We start from the raw sequence: 22328 nt of genomic DNA, 5'->3' as shown, positions 1-22328 counted from the left end.
GCTGTCATTAAAAGTCACTTGGCTGTCGTCTCTAACTACTTCACAGTGCCTTTTCAACAAATACGTTATTTGTAACAAAAATCGTTTTTTAAAATGATTCTTATACAATAATTATTTTACCAGTATCTGGTTTTAACAGCAAACGATTCCAGAAATTTTGTGCATTTTCACACAAAAAAGGAGGCTTTTTTATAAAAGTTTCTTTTAACCCCTTTGAAATTCGTTTTTTCTGAAGAAAAGAGTGACGAAATTTTGAAATTTTGGTAAACTAAGAAAAAACGAGAAACGAGGGCCATGCATGTTCATTTCATTTAACATGTTTATTCTATTAATTGTTGCAACGATCCTAATGATTTTTCTGATTATCTATTTGACAGTCACTGGAAATGATAAAAATAATAAAAAGAAACAAAAGAAAGAAACAAAAAGAACTACGCCAACTTTAAACAAAAAAACAACCGTTCCCCCTTCTCAGAAGCCAAACGTTGTGACTGATGTTGCAAAAAAGAGCGAGCCAGAAAAGCAAGCCGTACAACGAACACAGCAATCAACCACTAGAGAGGACGAGACTTCTCAATTTACACGAAGCCAACGTCATAAATAAAAATGGGACATAAGTCGAAATGACTTATGTCCCATTTTCTAATTCTTAAGATAATCAGCTGAACAAAAAATCCGCTAGTGGTTTCACTTTTTCTTTTAATTAATGATAGTTTATTCTTCTTTTCAGGTGTATACTAAATGATTGAAAAGAGACTTTAACTAATTAGGAAGAGGTGATTTTTTGTCTGCAAAGCGGTTTATTCAATTATTCATTTGTTATGCTATTTCAATGATTGTCGCAATACTTTTAACGGACTTATTTAATTTCTCGAGTCCTATAGCTTATTTAGTAGTGGCTAGTATCATCGGCTATGTAGTCATTACTGTTCCATTAACAATTATGACTCTATTAAAAAATAAAAATTAATAAAAAAATTGAGCGATTTTAATCACTTAAATTGCTCGATTTTTTTATTTTCATAATATTTTTCACTTATTTTTTCATTTTCATTGACAGAATAGTTGTAATTGTCAGAAAATTGTATATAATAAAGAAAGTTATTTTCATATTATTTTTTTTCAATTAAAGGAGAATCCTATGAGTGAAACACAACAAACAACCTTAAAAAAACAATTAAGCTCGCGCCATATTACGATGTTAGCCTTAGGAGGAGCGATTGGCGCAGGTCTTTTTAAAGGAAGTGGCGAAGCAATTGGTATTGCTGGTCCTTCTGTATTAATCGCCTTTCTAATTGGCGGTGCTGTTCTCTTCATCGTCATGAGTGGTTTAGGAAAACTCGTTTTAGATGGCGGAGACACACATCATGGTTTGTCTGGCTTGGTTCGACCATTTTTAGGTGCACATTCTGCTGATTTTATTGATTGGGTTTATTATTCCATGTGGACAATTAATATTATCGCAGAAGCGGTTGCCGCAGCTTCCTTTTTACAACTTTGGTTTCCTAATATTCCTGCTTGGTTTTTTGTTTTCATTTTAGCTATTTTAACGACGCTCATTAATCTTTACTCGGTTCGTTTATTTGCAGAAACAGAATATTGGTTGGCGTTTGCTAAAATTAGTGTCATCATTTTGTTAATTATTTTTGGTGTTTATCTGGTGGGACAACAAATGCTAGGCAGTGGTGTCTTCCCTACTTTACAAAGTATCACCGATCATGGTGGCTTCGCCCCACATGGCATGAAAGGTATTGTTAATTCTTTATTAGTAGTTATTTATTCTTATGGCGGTTCAGAATTAATCGCGATTACTGTCAGTGAAGCAGATGATCCTAAAAAAGCCATTCCTAAGGCGATTCGTGGTGTGATGGGACGGATTATTTCCTTCTATATCATTCCATTATTCTTACTTTTGATTATTTTCCCTTGGAATACATTAGCAGGCACAACGGTGAGTCCATTTGTTATGGTTTTTGAAAAAATGAATATTCCTTTTGCTGCTGACATCGTAAATTTTGTGATTATTTTAGCCTTGTTTTCTTCTATTAATTCTGGGGTATACGCCTCTTCTCGCCTTTTATATTTTCGCTTAAAAGATAAAAAAGGACCCATGAGTAAACTAGCGGTTTTAAACAAGCACCAAGTACCTCAACGTTCAGTTTTCTTCTGCGCAAGTGTTTTATATCTGGGCGTTATTCTTTCTTATTTTGTTGGCGATGAATTATTTGGTTACTTAGCCGGTTCCCTCTCTTACACTGTCTTGCTAATTTGGATTTTAATTAGCGCTGCGGCGTTTGTTCTGTCTTTAAAACGAGGGTCTCTCTTTGAAAAAAGTATTAATCTCCTTGCTTTAATCATTTTAGGTCTCATCTTTATTGGCATCTTATTTACAAATTCGTTAGGCGTCACTCTTTTAACAGGCCTATTGTACTTTGTTATTTTCTTTAGTTATCGTAAGAAAAATGATTCCTTTCTACTCTCTGATGAAAGCTAAATAGACCAAAAAAACGAACAGTTTTGTAAGATAACTGTTCGTTTTTTCGATGTTCCATCTCCTTCTTCTTTTGCTATGCTATTTTTGTAAATTGTTAGGAGGAGAAAAAATGAAAAAAATCGGCGCTATTTTATTTATTGGCTTATTTATTGTTGGTGGTTATACAGGCTATCGTTATTATGCAGATACATATAAGGGTGAAAAAGCCTATGCACAAGTTCCTCTAGAAATTCCTGAACGAAAACAAACAGTAGATGACAATCAAAAAAGCATAGATGGCCAATATTCTTTACACTATCGACTAACTTTTGTTAAAAGTAATGGAAAAACGCAAGTTATGGACTACGAACGGACAGACAAAAATCCTCAACCTTTGGAACCAAATGCTTACATAGAAGCAACCATTAGTAAAAAAAGAATCATCCAATCTCCTGTCAAAATTGATAAAAAAGAGATTCCAGAAAAAGCTTTCGCACAATTAAATAACCGAAAAACAACCAGCGATAATTAGTCATCGCTGGTTGTTTTTTTACATGGAATAACAATTAATTCATAAATAATGGTACGCTGATTTTGCTTAATTTCATGAGAACCAAAAATTTCTTGTATGCGTTGTTCTAAAATTGGAACTGACCATTGTTCTTCAAAATAGTTGCGGAAAAAGTCTTTTGAAATAGCTTCTGATGCTTCAAAGAAAAATTTTTTTGTAAAAAAAGGGCGCTGTTCTTTTTTTAGAAATACTTTGTATTGTGCCATCCAATTTAACTGCGGGTTGCTCTCTTGCTCAAAAGGAGAAAATAACGAATCTTGCTCTTCCACTAACCGAAATATAAGACACCATTCCTCACTTAATTGGCACAATGCATTAACTTTTTCCGGCGTATCCAAAGCAGGATTCATGGCTGAAAAAACGACTTGAAATTTTTTCCCAGTCTCAATCAGTCTTTCTTGGCTTTGGTGAAGAAAAACAACGTTGCTTTGTGCTTTTGCTTCTGCAATCTCCAACATTCTCTGAGAAATATCGGCTAGCGTATACTCCGTGACTTGCTCTTGAAAAAAAGGTAAGTATCGTCCTGTCCCACCTGCGATATCCAGAAATGTCTGACACGGAAAAATGCCTTCTTGGACCAAGAAATCACGTAATTCTCGGGCAATTGGAAATGGCGATTCTTGTTGAATTTCTTCATATTCTTCTGCAAATTCATCCCAAAATTCCGCTAATTCTTGCTCATTATTATTCATCAACAGTTGCCCCTTTCTCTCAATTCTTATAAAAAGTGTAGCAAAAGATGTGCCAAACAGCTAACAAGTTCACTCATTTAAATCAATAATTTCATCTACAAATCGCAGGGTTTTAGGTCGATGAGTAACCAAAATAGTCAACTTATTGTGGGTAAATTTTTGTACTTCTTGTAACACTTTTTCTTCGGTCTTTTCGTCCAATGCGGAAGTCGCCTCATCTAAAATAAGGATCTCTGCTTGTGTAAATGCTAAGCGCGTGAAAGCAATCCGTTGTTTCTCGCCACCAGAAAAATTCATTCCTTTTTCACTCACAATAGTGTTTAAACCTTCCGGCAACCGTTCATAAAGTTCCCCCAACTGAAAACGATACATAGCTTCAATTACTTGTTCATCAGAAATTTCTTGATTCAATACAATATTTTCTTTTAACGTTCCTTGAAATATTGGCACATCTTGCGATAAATAAAAAACTTTTTCATAATAATCTTCCAAATTGAATTGTGTTAGAGGAAATTGATTCACATAAACTGTCCCCTCTGTCGGTTTCAATAATCCTAAAATCAATTTAATCAGGGTAGATTTGCCTGTCCCACTTTTTCCAATCAAGCCATAGGTTTTGTTCATTGAAAATTGTCGATTTTGTTGGGACATAATCGTTTGACTATCTACGCTAAAACACACATCTTTTAATGAAATTGTTTGAATTTCAGGTAACGCTTTGCCTGGAACCGCTAAATCAGGATCATCTTCTTTTTTATAAAAATCTTCCAAGCGCTGATAGGCTACTTTATCCAAATTATATTGAACAAATAAAACATTAAATATGGCTATCGGCGTATAAATTCGATCGATATACATCACTATCGCTACAAGTCCACCTAAACTTAGCGTCACGACGTTAGTAAAACTAAGTACGACAATACTTACTTTGATTAGTGCTACTAAAAAGGCAAAAAAGCCAAAGAAAAATTCATGGATCATAGTCATTTTTGTTATATTTTGACTATTTTCCTCTGCCATTAACGCGTAATTTTCAATCTCTTTTTTATATTTTCGATTAATTCTAAAAGTTACTAGTTCGGTCATCCCTCGTATCAAAGTAGCATTCATTGCTTCTTCGGAAATAAGTGTTTTTTCTTTCATGTTTTGTAGCGTTTTCAAAAGTATTTTGGTTAAAATAAATACAATCACATAACCAATTAGAATTGCTGGCAGTAATTTTTTATCAATCAATGCTATGAAAAACAAATTAAATAACGTCTCTGGAATTAGCTCTCGAAATAAGCGTCCATAAAAATTCAAGTGGATATTTCTCCCAGCTGCTGCACCAACTTCTACTTTTTGTAGTAAAGCTCCCGCTCCCAGTTTTAGATATTCTTCATAGGAAATCTTGCTCATTTTTATTAAACTTAATGTCTTCAAATAGAAATAGATGCCATTAGTTAAGTAAGCTTTCGGTTTCTGTTCACAGTAAGACAATAGCGGAATTAAAATAATTGTCGTTCCATACGCTACTAACAACCCTAGTTGGAAACTTTTTTGATAATGATCTAACAACTGTTGAAAAAAATAAATTGCTAAAGCACTACATAATGAAACAATCACACCAATCAAAATGTACCAAGTGAAGCTTTTCTGAAAGTGCGATCATATTTTTTTAGTCATTTACTCCCTCCTTTTCGAGCATTATATACCTTACTGTAGCATAGTTTTTGATTGGCGCCTATCAGCAATTTATCTCCAGATAATAGAAAAGCCCCCCCAGCGAAAGCTGGATGGCTTTTCTATTGTTAATTCTTTCTGATTTGTAGATAACTTACACCTAAAACGGCAAATGTACTTGCCAGTATTCCTGCTATTAGCATAAACGGTGTTTTTGTTGTGCCTGTTTTGGGAAGTTCTCGTTGCCCGTTTGCTTCATTTAATTTTTGAATTGGTTCACTAAGCAGTTGGGGAGCCAACTGTGGGCTTCCTTCATTTTTCAATGTATTTAATGGAGCGTTTAGTATTTGTGGTTGATTTTTTGATGTAACATTTTTATTTTTCTCCACAGTTGTTTCTGTGGATGGCTGTTTTTTCTCAGTTGTAGTAATTTCTTTTGTTGGTGAGACATGAACTTCTGGCTGGCTGCTTTCTGCCGTTTCCGTTATACCATTCTCTTCAGTTGTTACGCTTGGTTTTTCAGGTAGGATTGGTGCAATCGTGCCTAGTGTTTCACTTTCATCTGGATTTTCTTCTTCCGTTGGCGACACATGGACTTCTGGTTGGCTGCTTTCTGCCGTTTCCGTTGTGCCATTCTCTTCAGTTGTCACACTTGGTTTTTCAGGTATGATTGGCTCAATCGTGCCTAGTGTTTCACTTTCATCTAGATTTTCTTCTTCTGTTGGAGAGACATGAACTTCTGGTTGGCTGCTTTCTGCCGTTTCTGTTATGCCATTCTCTTCAGTTGTCACACTTGGTTTTTCAGGTATGATTGGCTCAATCGTGCCTAGTGTTTCACCTTCATCTGGATTTTCTTCTTCCGTTGGCGACACATGGACTTCTGGTTGGCTGCCTTCTGCAGTTTCTGTTACGCCATTCTCTTCAGTTGTCACACTTGGTTTTTCAGGTATGATTGGCTCAATCGTGCCTAGTGTTCCACCTTCATCTGGATTTTCTTCTTCTGTTGGTGAGACATGAACTTCTGGTTGGCTGCTTTCTGCAGTTTCTGTTGTGTCTGTCTTTTCACTTGTTTCTGTTGCCTGTTCCGAAGTAGGTGTCTTTGGTTCCCATTCTTCTATTGTCTCTAAAGGAATGTCTAGACTTTCTTCTGTTGGCATTTCCACATTTTGATTACCGCTTGCCTCGCCTTCTACAAAAACATTTTTAACCTGTGATGTATTTTTTTCATTCGTTGCGTCTTGATTGTTTAGTTGATAATTGATGTCATAACTATTTTCAAATGTTGCTTGATGTTGGCCTGCTTCTGTGATTGTCGAAGTGTAACGGACGATAAAGGAAGTAAAGCGTGCTTTATCCTGATAAAAACGTAAATTAAAGTCGTTATCTGTCACAAAGTCAATTTTGCCATAACCTTGTTGCTCAAACTCGGCAAGTGAAATATATTTAGTTTCTTTGTCATTCACAACATCAAATGTAAAACTCTCTTTATTTAATTGTTGACCACTTCCTTGTCGATCCGCAATTGAAATATCTTCTGTGACATCGGATTTATTGAGGTTCACATTTAAAAACCAACGTACTTGATTTGACTCTCCAGCCAAATCGCCTACTTTATAAAAAAACGGATAGTCTCGCTCAATTTGGCCAGTCTCTGTGTTAGTCACTCCTTCAATCGTCAAACGTTGAGTCGCCGTTGCTGTTCCGAAATCCGTTTCTATCACGTTCGGTTGCGAACTATTGGTGATAAGCGTTTTAATCCCGAAAGAAAAATGCCCATTCACATTATGTAAAGATTCAACTTTTTCATTAAATGTTGCTACAACATGATCTTTATAGATAAAAACTTCCCCTAAACCATTTAAATTGATTTTTCGTGGTGAGCCATCGTTCTCGATCATTCCAACTAATGCATTTGGTAAAGTTAAAGTAATAGTATCTCCAGGTTTTATTTTCTGATTTTCTTTGTCACTAAAAGATACTTTAATGGAGGTCATCTCCCCTTGATATAAAGTAGTGTGATCTAATTCTACTTTGTCAACGATTGGACTTTTGCTCAATTCGGCGCCAAATGAAATTGGACCAATTAATAACGCCCCCGCAATTGGTAGAATCATTACCAACAGTAACACTAAAAATTTTACACTTTTTGTCATAAAAAATTATTCACCCTTCTTTTCTCTTATTTTTTCCACTTAGTGGTCTTTTTCAGAAGTTGACAATAGCAAAAAGATATATCTCACACAATATTAATGCTCATTTAAATAGCCTTTTTTTAAAATTTCTAATTCACTTTCTAAGGAAAACGGTTTATTATGGTAGTTACATTAGATAACATTTGTTACAAAATATCTAATGCTGCCAAGTTTGAGTTGCATAAATAACATATTTCACATCAATAATGAATAAAAATACTTATTTCATCCTCATTTTGTTTCCCAGGCCATTTATTCTTGTTATAATAAAGTTTATGAGATAAGGAGGAAAAGAATGAAAAATTCATATTTTGACGGTGGTTTAGCAACGTATATCGGGACTTCAATTTTAGCAACCTTGATTACTGTCTTTACATTAGGCATTTGCGCACCTTGGGGAATTTGTATGATGTACAACTGGAAAATCAAGCATACCGTTATTGATGGTAAACGCCTTTATTTTGACGGTACAGCTATGCAATTATTCGGTCATTGGATTAAATGGCTTTTATTAACTATAATTACTTTAGGAATTTATGGTTTTTGGTTGAATATCCGTTTGCAACAATGGATTACAAAACATACCCACACACTTTCATAAAAAGAGGAAGGATGAACTGAGTTACGGTCCATCCTTCCTCTTTTTATGAATATCTAACAGAGTGTTATCCTACTCTTTGAAAAAACAAGGAATTTATGCTATACTTTGATAAGTATCAAGGGATACTTATGTTATTTCGGGGGCGTTACGGATTCGACAGGCATAGTTGAGCTTGAATTGCGTTTCGTAGGTTACGGCTACGTTAAAACGTTACAGTTAAATATAACTGCTAAAAACGAAAACAATTCTTTCGCTTTAGCTGCCTAAAAACCAGCTAGCGAAGATCCTCCCGGCATCGCCCATGTGCTCGGGTCAGGGTCCTAATCGAAGTGGGATACGCTAAATTTTTCCGTCTGTAAAATTTAGAGGAGCTTACCAGACTAGCAATACAGAATGCCTGTCACTCGGCACGCTGTAAAGCGAACCTTTAAATGAGTGTCTATGAACGTAGAGATTTAAGTGGCAATATGTTTGGACGCGGGTTCGACTCCCGCCGTCTCCATTTTTAGAAAAGTAGAGAAAAACAAAAAAGAGCTAAAACCTTATAAAATAAAGGTTTTAGCTCTTTTTTTCTATAAGCAAGAGAAGGCTCGTTACCTCCTCTTACACTTCCTATCACATTATCTTTCTAAAACCACTTCATTTTCTTTTTCTATTGGTGATTTTGGGTATTGCATAGAACATGGCTAAAAATATTATTGTTATCAAAAGAGTTTTTAAGATTTCAATTTCTCCTGAATCTATCCAAGTATACACAAAAGCGATTATAAAAGTAATTACTATTTCCGTAACATGATCTTTTAAATTCATTAGCTTAGCCCACATTGAACTGCCCATAAAGCTAGTTGTCCAGCTACAATAATAGCATTCGTCTTTAACCCATTGGCTTTAGCGAAGCGTAATACAGTCACTGCTAATTCTTTCCAGGCTTTCTTTTGTGCAGCTTTTACAATTGCGCTGATACTAATCATTGCAAAAAACTCATCTTTGATTTTGTTAGCAACGCAACTTCCTAATGCATTCCAATTAAAACGCGCTTGAACTACTGTTGAAGCATCAGAAATATTTACATTTAACTCCTTCTCAACTGAAGAAATCTCTTGCTGAGCAAAATTATTTTTGACATAGTTTTTAAAGTTATCTTCCGTCACTCCATTCGCATACATTTCTTCCAGTCCTTTTGCTACAGCCTCAACTTCTGAATCCTCTAGCTGGTCAGATGCATAAACACTTGTACCAGCGCTGATAAAAATACCTAATGTCATTAGTAATGCCATCGCCAAACAAAAAAATTTAGCCTTTTTTGTCACCTGTAATTCCATAAATAAATCCCTACTTTCTTTTCCTTGTTATAATCATAACAAGGAAAAAGATAATTTATCATCAAAATCCCTATTTGATGCTTATATTTTCCTATATATCCTAGAGCTGATTTTTCTCACTAGTGATCACATCAATTTGAACTAATGATTCAAAAAAAGACACAGTTTATTTGAGGTACGTTCGAGGTAATGCTAGGTTCTATTTTGAAAGCAACGCTGCTCTCTTGAAATATTTTTTGAGCTTGTCTAAACCTTCTGAAACGAATATAGAAAATAAAAAAAGAGTCCCCTTCCTCAAGGAAACTCTCAATTGCTAAGTCAAAATAACTTCACGTTATCTAAATCTTTTAAATCAATCCTATGGTTCGCGGAACAAAGGAGCTAAAAACTTAATAGAATAAATCGCACAAATTCCGACAATAATATAGATAATTTTTGCTAATGGTGTGGTTGCACCGCCACTAATTGTTGCAACTAAATCAAAATTAAATGCACCAACTAATAACCAGTTTAAACCTCCGACAATCAATAAAATTAAAGCAATAATATCCAGATATTTCATTTTTAACACTCCTTCCAAATTTGATAAGCCAAGAGTAACACGTTTATTCTTTATTTACGAAAATAATGATTCAGGAAAAAAATTTTTTTCAATTATTTCCTCGAATCATTTTTTCATTATTAAGAATTTTATGATATAACTAAAGAGTAGACAAAAACAGATTCATTATCTCTGATAAGAAATGGTGGTTTATTATGCGTGCTAAGTTATTTTTAATTTTGCGGAATCGAGTGTTATCCCGTGTTGTCTTTGTCATTCTATTTTTACATGTGCTTTTTACCACAAATGATTTCACGGTGTTGCTGCTCCTCTTACTATTGAATTATTTACTCACGCTTGAGGATAGCGCGAAAAAAAACAGAAAAATCCAAACTTGGCAGGAATTTAAACAGTCGATTGATTGGCCCTTTGTCGCTTTTTATTCAGGGCTTGCTCTTTTAGTTATTTCGTTAATACTTCTGTTTCTCTGGTTCAATTATGCACGATAAGGAGGATTAAAAATTGAAAAGCTATTTTTTTACTCTTTTTTTTAGTATGTTTAGCCTTTTCGTCATACTACTTTGGTTTTCTGGATATGATAGTAAGGGATTTCTATTGGCCCTTACAGATTTTCTAGGTTTTTCTATTATTCACCAAACGCCTGTGCTGGATACTTATTATTCCCAGCAGCCTTTAACAACCAGAATGTTGATTTCTTCTGGGCTTCATTTTTGTACTTATTTTTGCTTAGGTTTGGTCATTGATTTACTACGTAAAGGGTTTAAAAAAATAAAAATATAGTCACTTTTATTATACGAATCGTTAATTTCCATGCTTTCTGGTCGTCTTTTTCCGCCGCTTGTACCAGATAATGAAGCCGCTAATAATTAACGCACAGGCAATTAAAAGTAATGTCCATAATAGTAAATTTTGTTGTTGTGCCACTTTTTTCATTCCTGCTGCTGCTTTTTCTGGTTGATATGGGATACGATGTCCTCGAACTAATAACCGATGACTGTTTATCATATACGGTGTGCAAGTTAATAAAGTGACGAGATCTTGGCCAGACTCAATGTGTAAATCTTTTGTATCAGTTGGTTCAACTGTTTTTATTTGATCTACTTGATAAGCAAGCGTCTTCCCATTAACTTCGATATAAAATTCATCGCCTTTTTTTAATTCTGGCAAATCTGTAAATAATTTGGCTTGAGGGAGACCACGATGGCCTGAAATGACCGCATGTGTATTCGCACCACCTGTAGGATAGGAGGTTCCTTCTAACAAGGAGCTTCCTTTTTCCAATAGTAATGCATTCGTTTTATCAAAAATTGGTAAACGGACATTTATTTTGGGAATGGTTAAAACACCAATCGTATGACTTTCAAAATAGGATTTGTCTGGTTTTTTCGTTGTTTTTTGCGTTTCAGAAAAAGGATCTAATCCAGGATTGCTGCCTTTTTTCGCTAATTCTTGGTTTTTCTTTTCCATTTTTTCTTGAAGTTCAGCCATTTCTTTGGTGTTTTCTTGGCTTGCTTTTGCTTGATAATGAGCGATAATTTGTTGATCCAGATAGTTATTTAATGCATCGCTAACAAAAGGATACGCAAATGCACCTATTCCAATAATCAGTAAAAGAATCATAAAACCATCAATGATACGACGTTTCTTTTTTGACTTCATTGCTTCCTCCTTAAAAATAAAGCATGAGAGCCTGGGACAGTGATTGGCCCAGGCTCTTTGTTTTTCTAAAAATTTCTTCGGTGATGCTAGAAATTAAGCATTTTCTTTTCTACGTCTAGCAAAGTAGACTCCTGCAATAAGTAGCAAGACTGCGCCACTTCCTAAGTATACGTAGATTCCTTTGCCACCTGTTGAAGGTAAGGTACCTTTGTGTTTGTTTGGTACTTTTTCTGGTGAAACTAGGTTTTCTGTTGTGCCATATGATTGTTCATTGACCACAAATTCAATCCGATTTGTTAACAAGACATAATCATCAGGAGCTACAGTTTCTTCTAAATAATAGGTGCCGTATTTAAGCCCTGTGATATCAACTAATCCATCAGCCGTTGTTGTAAAAGTAGTTGCTTCGGCTTTTGTTTTCACCCAAGTTGCTGCTTTCGTTGTTTCATCGATTTTCAAATAATTTGCTGTGTCGCTGTTTTGATCACGAACGACAAAGGAAGCTCCCGCCAAGGCTTGTGTCGCTGTCACATCGCCATCGACTTTAATGAAACGTTTCCCACCAGTCACAACTTCAACAGTTGGTGGTGTTTGGTCGTCGGTATGACCGTTATCAACATTCGCCTCATTTTTAAAGCCTTTCGTAGGATCTGCTTTTTCATTTAAATGCATAAAGTAAACGAATTTTAGTGTGCCGCCTGGTGTTAGCGTAGGAATATACGCTGGATTAACGGCGACAGTGAAGCCATTTGCTTGTTCAGTCACTTGGTAATTTTCAGGAGCGATCATTGTATCCCCATCATATAACGCATAGGCATACTCTCCAGAAGTCACGTTATCAAAAGTTAAGGCTGCATCATGTTTATCAATTAAATTGAATTTGACGTATTTATTAGCGTCGCCTTCTTTGTCTGCAATCCCCAATGGAATATTTACAGAAATTTGATATTTAATTTTTTCGCCAATTGCCACATCTTTACCATCTAAGTTTGGTGTTGTTTTATCAACTTTAGAGGTATCATTTTTGACTGTTTTTTCAACAGGTGTTTGATTGTTTGCCTCAATTGTAAATGGTGTTTTTGTTTGATTTTCAATTAATTCTGCATTATTTGGAGCTTTTACTTCTTCTAAAATATACGAACCAACCTCAAGATTTTTAACTGTTAATTCTCCCGTTCCATTCTCTGCTTCTGTAAAATCATTTTCGCCAATTTCATAACTTTTCCCAGTAATAAAGCGTTTTGCTTGTTCTTTATCCGTTGTCCATGTATATAATCCATCTTTGACTCCTTGGATATATTTTACTGTGCCTGGTGATCCTTCGCTTTTGGAAATAACAAATTCTGCGCCATTTAATCCTTCATTTTCAGCAGTTCCTACTTTTTTCACATGTAAACTACCATCATTGGCTACCACATTTTTAGGATAAATATGAACAACCGCTAATTCTTCTGTTCCATATTTATAGGAACCATCTGCTTGCTTGATCATTTCGTAAACTGGGAACGCCACCACCATATTAGTAGCAGCAACTACGCCCTCTTTTGGTTCCTCTTTAATGGTATACACTGCATCTTTACCATTTTGTTTTTTAGGTAACTGAACAGTCACATTCCCATTTGCATCGGTGGTTCCTTGAGCAACAGGTTTACCAGGAGTTAAACTTTGGACAGCTTGTTTAGCTGCATCGACGCTTGCGCCTGCTGCTCGTTGCTCGTAAAATTCGCTCGTCACGTTATAAATACTAAACGTCACATCTGCCAGTCCTTGATATTTATCAAACTCGCTCATTTCTTTCCCGCTATTTTGAATAAGCGGATCTGGTAAATCCGTCATTTTCTTTTTGTGAATCACGAGCTGTGCGCTCTCCCCATTTTCTTCTGCAAATGCAGTTGTTGTCCCTAATACACTCGTGAAAAGTGGCAAAATTAGTAACAAGGTACTAACGGTGTACCAAACTTTTTTTAATTGCTTCATTTTCTCTCTCCTCTTTTTTGTTTTTGATAAAATAGCCAAATGACTACCAGCCCAATGATTAGCAGGCCTGCAATCGTCAACCAAACAGAACGTTCTTCATTTGTTTTTGGTAAGAAGCCTGACTCTTTTACTTTTTTATTGATTACATGTAACGGTGCTGTTCGTTGTCCGTTCGTTGCGTAAGAATTTTTTTCCACCGTAAAAGGAATTTCTGTTTGATTCAGAAGATAACCTTTTGGTGCAGAGATTTCTTCCAAGAAGTACTGGCCATCTTTTAAACCTTTAACTGAAAATTCACCGGCTTGATTAGACGTGAATTTTTTAGCTAATGCTTTTTCTTTTTGCCAACGATACCCGTTTGCTGTTTCATTGAGGTATTCCCCCGCTTGATTTTTGACGATAAAAACAGCCTCTGGCAAGGTGATTTTCGCATTTTCACTATCAACTTTGACAAAAGACTTGCCGCCTGTACGAACTGTGGCTCTTTTAGTCAAGGTATGCTTGTCCGTGACTAATTGTCCTTCGTTGTTAATCGCAGTGTCTGGTTCAGCGGTCTTTTCTAAACGCATTTGATACGACACAGTCATTGTTTGATTTGCAAAGTTTTGTAAGTCTTTAATTGAAAAATCAAGCGTAAATCCATGCTTTTGCGTCGTCAATGTGTAACCTGTAGTAACTGTTTTTCCAGCCACTTTTACCTCAATTGATTCTGGTAAAAGTGTCAATGTTGTATCCGCCTTATCTGACAAACGGAATTCCTGATATCCTAAAATATTCGCTGGAATCTGAGTCGTTAACTGATAGTTAATGTGCTCTCCTTGATTAAAGCCTTGCTGCTTATCGAGTACCGTTTTTTCAAGTTGTGGTAAGTCATAGGCATTTTCTTCATTTTTTGGATATAAATGAATATGCGTTAACGATTGCCCTTGTGGATCTTGAACAGGCAAAATCACTACTAGGTTGCTAGCTTTTTCCTTTACCACTTCTGGTGCTTCCGCTTCAACAAATAAATAGGCTTTATCTCGTTGCTGCGAATCTTTGCTAGCTAATGAAAAAGAAACCACTCCATCTTCTCCATTTATTGTCTGTGTTTTATCTTCTGCGATCGGTTTTCTATTTGTTGCACCGGTTTCTGCTAATTGACGCTGTGCTTCTTGGACCGTTTTTCCTTCAGAACGAAGCTGATAAAACGGATCCGTCACATCATAGACTTGATAAGTGACGTCATTTAAGCCCCGATAATTTTGAAGCAGCGTTCCCTCTTCCCCTGTGTTTTGCTGCTGTTCTGGTAATTGACCATCAGGGAACAATAATTTGTGCAACGTAACTTGAACGCTTGCTTGCGATGCTTCTGCTAATGCTTGCTGTGAAAACCCGAAAAGAGCGAGTAGCATGACGCAAATACTTAACCAACGTGCGTTTTTCATTGATTACACACTCCCTTCTGGTCGTCTAATAAAGAGATAAACACCCGCTATCACGAATGTACTAATCGCTATCAAGTAAAACCACAAGCGTCCTATGCCACCAGTTTCAGGTAAAGGAATCTTTGCTTGGTTCGTAACATCTAAAGTAATTTGATTATTCTTCTCTCCAGAAATTAAAACATCTGCTACTTTTTCCCCATCTATCGTGACTGAACCATCTTCACGAATTATTAATTCGATTGGTTCTTTTAACCCCTGATATCCTTCTGGCGTAAAGGTTTCTGTTAGGACATATTTCCCTGGTTTTAAGTTTTCAAAAACAAAAGTATCCGTTTCTTTGCCATCTTTTGGTAATTCAATATCCGTATCTGGTCCTGTTAAACGGAATTTCGCTCCTTTAAGTGGCGTCTGATTATCGGCTTTTTTATGAACCGTTAAGTCAAAAGGTTTCAAATGATTTTGATGTGTCAGTGTCCATTCTGGCGCATTTTCTTCAATATTTTTGCCTGCATAGTGAATTTCCCCATATTTATCAACAGTAAATTCATAATTTCCAGCAAGAGTGTCGTAGCCTAATGGTCCTGATTGTTCCACCATTCGATACTCACCAGGTTCACTAATTTTAAAATAGCTCAATCCTGCAGTATCTGTTTTTTGAGTTGCCACAGTTTGGTAACTTCCTTGAGCATTTTTTCTTTGCAACGCAAAAGTCGCCTCTGCTAAGTTCACTTGTTTGCCATTTTGCATGGTGTATTTTCTAATTCTGATTGGCAAAGAAGAAAATTTATTTTCAATTTCCAATGGAATAACTTGATTTGTGGTGGTCACTTCTTGTCCATCGATGCTTACTTTGCCTTGCTCATTCACCTCAATTTGCCAAGTCGTTTTCTTGCCTAACTCATGTCCTACAGGTGCTTTTACTTCAGTTAATGTATAGCGTTCCCCTTTTTGTAGGCGCACATCTTTTGGCAAGGAATAGCTACCATCTTTATTGTCCACTAATGTTGTTTGAACATTTTTACCACTCAATTCAAAGACGGCTCCCACTAAGTTTTTCTCACCTGAGGAAGAATTTTTGATTACTTTTAAATCTAATGGCTTGAACTGCTTCGTGTTTTTCCAAGTAGTATCGTCGATTTTTTCTTGACTGTAACCAGGAACTGCTAATTCACGGGTTGTTTGGTAATTGAAAGCTTGTCCTTGATTGTTGTATTGGGGAAGCCCAAGAACTTCTTGATAGCTTTCATCCGCGGTTTTGGAAAGTTGGGTTACATTTTTGCGCTCCCAACTATTGCTGGTATCATTTTCTGGTTTTGATAATTTAATATACCCAGTTTGCCAGTTTGCTGTGTCAGTTACTTGCTTTCTACTAATTTCATAAATCACATTATCTGGCCGACTTGTTGGGTCTTGATCATACTCTTCCCAGATTTTTTTCACGTTTAACTTCACGCCAGGTGCTTTTCCCGAAGGAACCCCAAAATCAACTTTTTCAGGGGCCGTGGCTAATGGCTGAAACGTTGTCCGACCATTCATTTGATACCAAAAATCAGGTTTGAAGTTTTCTGACTCTGTTTGAATACGTACTTGATAATGAATTTGAATTTCTTGCCCTTTACCCAAATAAATCTCATTACTATTAATTGTAGCGCCTGTTAGCGACACTTCTGGTAATGTTTGAACCTGAACAGGACCCACACTTTTCATTGATAATGTATTTGGCTCGTATTTAAAAGGTTCAGCAATTGGATCAACTACTTTTCCGTTTACCACCGTTCCTGAAATCTGAACGGCTTTTTTCGCTAAATAATCAGAAATGTCTGGTGCATAATCCGCGGATTCATAATAAAGGTCTCCATTTTCATCGGCTGACACCATCTCACGCATTTTATCTTCAACTTGTTGTTTAGATAAATTAGCTCGTGGATCGCTTTGCAATTGAATGCCCAATCCATGTATTTCAATCCCACGTTGTTTTAAGGCCATTGCCTCACCTATCGTGGCGATAAACGTACTGTTAATTCGTTTATTGATATTGTTTTGATCTGGCGCATTATAGCTACCAGAGATATAAGAAGTGCTACCTGGTTGATCTTGTCGATTCGTAAATTGTGTCCCGTAAAAGCGACCATCCGCCTCTGTTTGAACTCGACTCACTTTATAAGAGAAGGTTGGGACGCCATCCGTTAAAAGTACAATGACTTTCTTATGTCCATTTGGCGTTGCTAACATATCACCAGCATCTCTTAATGCTTTTTGAGTGAAAGTTCCTCCTCTAGTGCTACTTGGCGTAATATTTTTAATTGGATTTTTGACTGTATCAAACGGCCCCATTTGAATGGCGTTGTTATTATAACCGTCACTTGAGTAGCCAACATAGCCCATGTTGATGTTATTGGTAATACCGCTATCTGCCAATGTATCAACAAAACGGTTCACTCCTTTTTGAACTTCACCAATCCGATTGTTTTCATTCATACTTCCGGACCAGTCAACGACTAAGACCAAATCCAATGGCGTGATTTCTTTTTGAACATTTCCACGCACATTAAGATATACATCAAAAAGCCCTGGTGTTGTTGTTTCTCTAGCATATTTTCGGATGGCATAATCAGCTTGGTCTCCTGTACCGCCATACTCAATATAAGAATTTGTGCGATTAGTAGGGTCCCCATTCCAACTCGTTTGGCCGTCCCATTGTGCACTACCGTCTTTATTCCCTTGATGGTTTAGCACATTTTGATTGCCTGTGGGCTGCCAATTAGCTGTCGGATAAGTACCAGAATTATCCGTCGTGTATTGTGGTGCAATTAAAGGTAGTGCCAGATTCGCTCTCAAAGTGGCTGGCGCCATTCTTGCTTCTGCAAATGGATTGGTTACCTCTTCTGTTGCGGTCGGCTGTTCTGTTTTTTCTGGAGCCGAATCATTTTTGTTAGTTTCTTTCGTATTTTCTGGTACAGTTATTTTTTCTGGTTCAGTTGATTCTTTAGCAGAATCCTCTACTGTTATTTTTTCAGAAGTAACTGAAACATCATATTCGTTGTTTTCATACAATAACTTAAGTGGCTGAGCTGTTTGAAGCGAACTTTGCTCAACAGCTAACGAAAGCTGTACCGGCTTTTTTACTTGTGCGTCCAAAGTCAGATAAAGCGTACCATTAGTCACTTGGTAAGAATATCCGTCTTTTTCAATTACAGCATTATCCATGAACTGTGCATTTTTCAATTGAATTTCTCGTTGTAATGGCTGCTCTGTTTGGTTGAGAAGATTTAACTCGATATTAATATTCGTTTTATCATTCTCATCTGTTATCATTTGAGCGGATGTAATTTCAACTTCTTTGGCTGTTTCTGCATAGCCAATGAGCGGTATGAAATAGGATAAGACAAGTAAAAAGACTACGCCGAAAACCCCAAATTTCTTTAGTAATTTAATGTCTGTTCTCTCCTTTCTTTTATGAATTAACAGTTAAATTAGAATTGCCTAGCACGTAAAATTTCATTATTCTAATCTGATAATTATTATACAGAGAAGGAGCTCATTAAATCACACCAGCTTTCATACCAAGCGGTTTCATTTCTGAAATTGCGTTATTGTTTCGATGATTGTTTCATTAAAGTAAAGGACTTGGGAGGAAACAATATGATTAGGTTTTTAGAAAAAAATTATCGGAAAATGGAAGAAATCATTCGTGTCTTATCCATTTCTGATAAATGGATGACTAAAAAAGAACTTGCAAAATATATTGGTAGTTCTGAGTCTACTTTTATTCGTTATATTGAGGAGATTAAACAGCGTTGGGGCGAAAGTTTAACCATTAAAACATCGCATAAATTAGGCTATCGTTTAGAAAACTTTAATGTGTCCTTATATTTAAACGTACTGACGGATATGGCAAAAACGTCAACGACCACCCAATTGCTCCATGAGTTTATCCAAAATCCTGGCAAAACCATCGAATATTATTGCGATACCATTAATATTAGTCGCTCTTCTTTTGCTCGAAAATTGAAGCAGTGTAATCAGGTCTTGGAAACTTACTCTCTTCGCGTTATCGTTGATCAAGGCTATCAATTAACTAGCCAAACAGAAGAATTGCCTTTACGTATTTTTACAACCTTTTTCTTTTTAATGTATTATGGTCATTATGAATTGCCTTATCAATTAGATAAGCAAGAAATCAAACAATTAATGCGTCGTAATCAATGCCAATTAAATATTATTAGTATGGATAACAGTTATGAACACGATTTCTTTATTATGTATTTTATTGTTGATTTATTAAGAGAGCATCAAGGATTTCAACAACGTTTCCAGAAAAAAACAGATAAAAAGAGTCCAATCAAAATGGAAGATTATCTTTTACTCAGTCGTCATTTTACTGGGCTCAGCCGTGAAACCTATCGGGAAGTTCTCCGATATTTTCAAAGAGGCGCTTTTCAGCAATACTACTCCGAAGACCAAGAAGTCATCAGTCAAAGAATACGTGAAAATTTAAAATTTAATGCTTTTTCACAGATTGAACAATTAACAGAAGAAGTCGTCGACTTCGCTGTTCACTTGTTAACCTGTCTTTATTTGTTTTCTCAATTAGTGCCTTTTGACACCTCCGAATTGACACAAAGGGCCACCTTTTTCACTCGACAAATTCATTTTACTCAGCTTCACTTATATGCACGATTAAAAGCAGAATTGCATTTCTTTTCCGCTCTTTTAGAAACAAATCTATTAAACTATTCATCTTCTTATATTTTTTGGTTGCTTAATACTTTTCCAGAAATTAACCAGAGTTTCGACTCAAAAAAGATTTTGATTATTAGCGACATGGGCCTGAATCATAGTCAATATATTGGAAACTATGTCCACGATATTTTAGCTTTGCATCGGATTCGTTCAAATACGTTAGCAATTACGGAAGAACAATTAGGTGACCATCGACTCGAAGAATTTGACTTGATTATTACCAATCAACCAATTATTGAAACCAGTGTTCCAAGTATTTTAATTAATGATGCTATCTTATTTTCTAACAAAAGAGAATTGCTCGATTTATTAAACTTTTAACGTCTTAATGGTTTTCCCTATCTACCAAAAAGATAGCCCTTTTAGCAAGAACCGCGTAATGTGAGGTGCCATCATACAGAAGATATTTTTATTTTTCTGAAATAAAAAAGAAAATAGGACATAAGTCGAAATGACTTATGTCCTATTTTCACTCTTAAGATAATCAGCTAAACGAAACCAGCAAATTAAATTTCTGATTGATTCACTGGCCATCTTGTGTGACTTTTACTTGGCAAAATTAATGTAATGAAGATCACTAAAGTACCGATAAAAGGAAGTAAATAGAATAAAATCCACCAGTTACTGTGGTCGCGATCATGCAATCTTCTTGCTCGAACAGTAAAGTTTGCCAACCAAATTAAAGCAGTCAGCAAGAAAAAGATAATGGTCACGGTATTCCATTCTTTAATGATTGTTCCATCATTGGGTGTTACTTCAATATATCTGTAAACGCCCGTAATTGCTGAATAAATCCCTAACACCAAATAATTAATTAATTGTGGCCACCAATATTGTGCTCGTGTTGCTGACGCATTCATTGTTGTAATATTATTCCAGTATTCTCTATACGCGTTAAACATATTATCACCCCCGCATTAACTATTACAGAAGTCTTTCGTTTTGTCAAAGAATAACGTTATTTTATGCCGCTTAATGACACGTCCATGTGCCTTCCTTAAACTCACACGAAGCTGACTTTTCAGAAGAAGGAGTTAATGAAACTAACGGTTGCTGTTGTTTTTCTTCTGCGAGAATTTTTTGAATAGTTTGGCTGATTTGTTGTTTCGGTACTGCACCATTAATTAAATATTTTTGATTAATGATTAGTGCGGGAACTCCTTGTAAACCATAAGCAGAAGCTAGCGCGAAATCTTCTTGAACCGCCGTCCAAACAGCCTCGGAAGCAACAGCTTCTTTCCATAAAGCAAAATCAATCGTTGTCTCTTTTACTAGCTCCTCAATTACTTCTGGCTCTTCAATATTTAAACTTCTCATAAATAAACCTTCTTGTAACTTATCAAACAGTAACCAATAAGTGTCTTGGTTGCCAATGTATCCAGCTGCTTTTGCTGCTAATAATGCATTCTTTGATGTTGGAAAATCAAATCGTTGCTTCCTCATCCCTTCAATATTAAAACGATGCTTTGAATCGTTTTGATTGGCATGCACCCAATGCGTCAAAACTTCTTCTTTTACTGCTGCTCGTGAGCCAAACATTGTTTCAAAATCGTTTGCTGACCATCCCAACGCAAACGACCGATGAATCAATTCAATTTCAGGAAATTCTTGTTGAATCTCATGCATGCGGTCAGACATTGGAAAACAAAAACTACAAATAACATCATGGAAAAATTCTATTTTCATCCTTACCCTCCAGTAACTCTTTTTTCAAAACAGATTGAACTAAATTTACCATTTTACTTACTAAAAGTAAACAAATGAAGCCAATTAAAAGAAAAAGGTGAAACAAAATGCGCTGTGGCTTTTGTCTCACCTGTTCTATCTACTTATTCTGATGTGTCCATTCCATTACCCGCTCACCATTCGTATCTAATTCACCATTAAATACAAAACCGAGTTGTTGATACAACCGAATTGCTGAGCTGTTCGTATCATAAACACTCAAGTATAGCTTGTTTGTTTGGTATTTTTCTATTAGTTTTAACATTAAAAGTCGACAGGCTGCTTTCCCATAACCTTGTCCTTGGAACCGTTGATCAATTAAAAAGCGGTCTAGCCAAACGCGCCCATCTTGCCAACGTCCATACATGGCATAGCCGATTAATTGATTGTCGTCATAAATACCTGCCGATTCCCATTCTGGAAATTGGTCTGATTCTTTTAGATTTTCTGCCATTGATTCAATGAAGGTTTGTTGTTCAGCGAAAACTTGTAGGTTTTCCACTGCTTTACGATTATCGCTTGTTACTTTTTCAAAATGTATTTCCATTGTTTTCACCTAATTAGTTGTTATTTTCTGCATACTTGTATTCTTTCTTGCTTCTTATTTTAACATACTTATTTCCCTTTGCTTTCTCTAACTCTCTGTGATTATACGTTTCTCTTTTTTATGGGAAATCTTCCCTATAAATGGAGACTCTTTTCAAGAGATTTCTTTTTACACC

General features: G+C 35.9%; 21 protein-coding genes and 1 other RNA gene. 9 read left to right on the top strand and 13 right to left on the bottom strand.

The window, feature by feature from the left end; translation table 11 throughout:
* Positions 1–316: 316 nt before the first annotated feature.
* The 4 genes from IGM04_RS04645 (at position 317) to IGM04_RS04630 (ending at position 3005) form a co-directional block, all read left to right on the top strand.
* The gene (locus tag IGM04_RS04645) at positions 317–604 is read left to right on the top strand and encodes a hypothetical protein (RefSeq protein ID WP_002384728.1); all 288 of its coding nucleotides are present in this window, start codon (positions 317–319) and stop codon (positions 602–604) included.
* Positions 605–784: 180 nt separating this feature from the next.
* Positions 785–970: a hypothetical protein gene (locus IGM04_RS04640; RefSeq protein ID WP_002358046.1), complete on the top strand. Its 186-nt coding sequence runs from the start codon at positions 785–787 to the stop codon at positions 968–970.
* Positions 971–1141: 171 nt separating this feature from the next.
* Positions 1142–2494 (top strand): amino acid permease, encoded by a 1353-nt coding sequence (locus IGM04_RS04635; RefSeq protein WP_002382100.1) that lies wholly within the window; start codon positions 1142–1144, stop codon positions 2492–2494.
* Between the two features lie 109 nt (positions 2495–2603).
* On the top strand, positions 2604–3005 hold the full coding sequence (locus tag IGM04_RS04630) for a YxeA family protein (RefSeq protein ID WP_002358048.1): 402 nt from the start codon (positions 2604–2606) through the stop codon (positions 3003–3005).
* On the opposite strand, the gene IGM04_RS04625 is transcribed toward IGM04_RS04630, so the two are convergent.
* The 3 genes from IGM04_RS04625 to ace form a co-directional block, all read right to left on the bottom strand.
* Positions 3002–3736: a class I SAM-dependent methyltransferase gene (locus IGM04_RS04625; RefSeq protein ID WP_086317779.1), complete on the bottom strand. Its 735-nt coding sequence runs from the start codon at positions 3734–3736 to the stop codon at positions 3002–3004. The genes IGM04_RS04630 and IGM04_RS04625 overlap by 4 nt on opposite strands.
* Before the next feature lie 69 nt (positions 3737–3805).
* Complete coding sequence (locus IGM04_RS04620; RefSeq protein WP_256924917.1) at positions 3806–5353, bottom strand: ATP-binding cassette domain-containing protein; 1548 nt, start codon at positions 5351–5353, stop codon at positions 3806–3808.
* Positions 5354–5526: 173 nt separating this feature from the next.
* Entirely contained in the window at positions 5527–7551 is a 2025-nt protein-coding gene (gene ace, locus IGM04_RS04615; RefSeq protein WP_438756715.1) for a collagen-binding MSCRAMM adhesin Ace, read from the bottom strand.
* A 334-nt stretch (positions 7552–7885) separates the two neighbouring features.
* On the opposite strand from ace, the gene IGM04_RS04610 reads away from it, so the two are divergent.
* Together IGM04_RS04610 and ssrA are read left to right on the top strand one after the other, a co-directional pair.
* Complete coding sequence (locus IGM04_RS04610; RefSeq protein ID WP_002360604.1) at positions 7886–8191, top strand: DUF898 family protein; 306 nt, start codon at positions 7886–7888, stop codon at positions 8189–8191.
* 138 nt (positions 8192–8329) lie between these two features.
* Positions 8330–8696: a transfer-messenger RNA gene (gene ssrA, locus IGM04_RS04605) on the top strand.
* Between the two features lie 134 nt (positions 8697–8830).
* Here the strand turns inward: ssrA and IGM04_RS04600 are convergent.
* From IGM04_RS04600 to IGM04_RS04590, 3 genes are all read right to left on the bottom strand, one after another.
* Positions 8831–9016: a hypothetical protein gene (locus IGM04_RS04600; protein WP_002384733.1), complete on the bottom strand. Its 186-nt coding sequence runs from the start codon at positions 9014–9016 to the stop codon at positions 8831–8833.
* Positions 9001–9513: an enterococcin EntV gene (gene entV / locus IGM04_RS04595; RefSeq protein ID WP_002408606.1), complete on the bottom strand. Its 513-nt coding sequence runs from the start codon at positions 9511–9513 to the stop codon at positions 9001–9003. Before entV ends, IGM04_RS04600 begins: the two co-directional genes overlap by 16 nt.
* 358 nt (positions 9514–9871) lie before the next feature.
* Positions 9872–10075, bottom strand: coding sequence for a DUF378 domain-containing protein (locus IGM04_RS04590; RefSeq protein ID WP_002381996.1), 204 nt, complete (start codon positions 10073–10075; stop codon positions 9872–9874).
* Positions 10076–10269: 194 nt separating this feature from the next.
* Here IGM04_RS04590 and IGM04_RS04585 point away from each other — a divergent pair, with 194 nt between their 5' ends.
* Positions 10270–10563, top strand: coding sequence for a hypothetical protein (locus IGM04_RS04585; RefSeq protein ID WP_002358125.1), 294 nt, complete (start codon positions 10270–10272; stop codon positions 10561–10563).
* A 13-nt stretch (positions 10564–10576) separates the two neighbouring features.
* Entirely contained in the window at positions 10577–10855 is a 279-nt protein-coding gene (locus tag IGM04_RS04580) for a hypothetical protein (RefSeq protein WP_256924908.1), read from the top strand.
* 21 nt (positions 10856–10876) lie between these two features.
* Here the strand turns inward: IGM04_RS04580 and srtC are convergent, their stop codons facing one another.
* From srtC to ebpA, 4 genes are all read right to left on the bottom strand, one after another.
* The gene (srtC, locus tag IGM04_RS04575) at positions 10877–11734 is read right to left on the bottom strand and encodes an Ebp pilus assembly class C sortase (protein WP_002360607.1); all 858 of its coding nucleotides are present in this window, start codon (positions 11732–11734) and stop codon (positions 10877–10879) included.
* 93 nt (positions 11735–11827) lie between these two features.
* Positions 11828–13711, bottom strand: coding sequence for an endocarditis and biofilm-associated pilus major subunit EbpC (ebpC, locus tag IGM04_RS04570; protein ID WP_048955588.1), 1884 nt, complete (start codon positions 13709–13711; stop codon positions 11828–11830).
* The gene (gene ebpB, locus IGM04_RS04565; protein ID WP_010822682.1) at positions 13708–15138 is read right to left on the bottom strand and encodes an endocarditis and biofilm-associated pilus minor subunit EbpB; all 1431 of its coding nucleotides are present in this window, start codon (positions 15136–15138) and stop codon (positions 13708–13710) included. Before ebpB ends, ebpC begins: the two co-directional genes overlap by 4 nt.
* A gap of 3 nt (positions 15139–15141) precedes the next feature.
* Positions 15142–18606, bottom strand: a complete 3465-nt coding sequence (gene ebpA / locus IGM04_RS04560) for an endocarditis and biofilm-associated pilus tip protein EbpA (protein ID WP_179189132.1) — start codon at positions 18604–18606, stop codon at positions 15142–15144.
* A gap of 174 nt (positions 18607–18780) precedes the next feature.
* Here ebpA and IGM04_RS04555 point away from each other — a divergent pair, with 174 nt between their 5' ends.
* A complete protein-coding gene (locus tag IGM04_RS04555) occupies positions 18781–20202 on the top strand; it encodes a helix-turn-helix domain-containing protein (protein WP_002382000.1) in 1422 nt (473 codons plus the stop codon).
* 185 nt (positions 20203–20387) lie between these two features.
* Here IGM04_RS04555 and IGM04_RS04550 read toward each other — a convergent pair whose 3' ends face one another.
* The 3 genes from IGM04_RS04550 to IGM04_RS04540 form a co-directional block, all read right to left on the bottom strand.
* Entirely contained in the window at positions 20388–20783 is a 396-nt protein-coding gene (locus IGM04_RS04550) for a DUF805 domain-containing protein (protein ID WP_002358131.1), read from the bottom strand.
* A gap of 70 nt (positions 20784–20853) precedes the next feature.
* Positions 20854–21567, bottom strand: a complete 714-nt coding sequence (locus IGM04_RS04545; protein ID WP_033625697.1) for a DsbA family oxidoreductase — start codon at positions 21565–21567, stop codon at positions 20854–20856.
* Positions 21568–21706: 139 nt separating this feature from the next.
* A complete protein-coding gene (locus tag IGM04_RS04540) occupies positions 21707–22153 on the bottom strand; it encodes a GNAT family N-acetyltransferase (RefSeq protein ID WP_086317777.1) in 447 nt (148 codons plus the stop codon).
* Between the last annotated feature and the right edge of the window lie 175 nt (positions 22154–22328).

This window comes from Enterococcus sp. DIV2385 (assembly GCF_051711925.1).
In the GTDB taxonomy this organism is placed as follows: Bacteria; Bacillota; Bacilli; order Lactobacillales; family Enterococcaceae; genus Enterococcus; species Enterococcus faecalis.
This window is presented reverse-complemented; position numbering and strand designations above follow the sequence as displayed.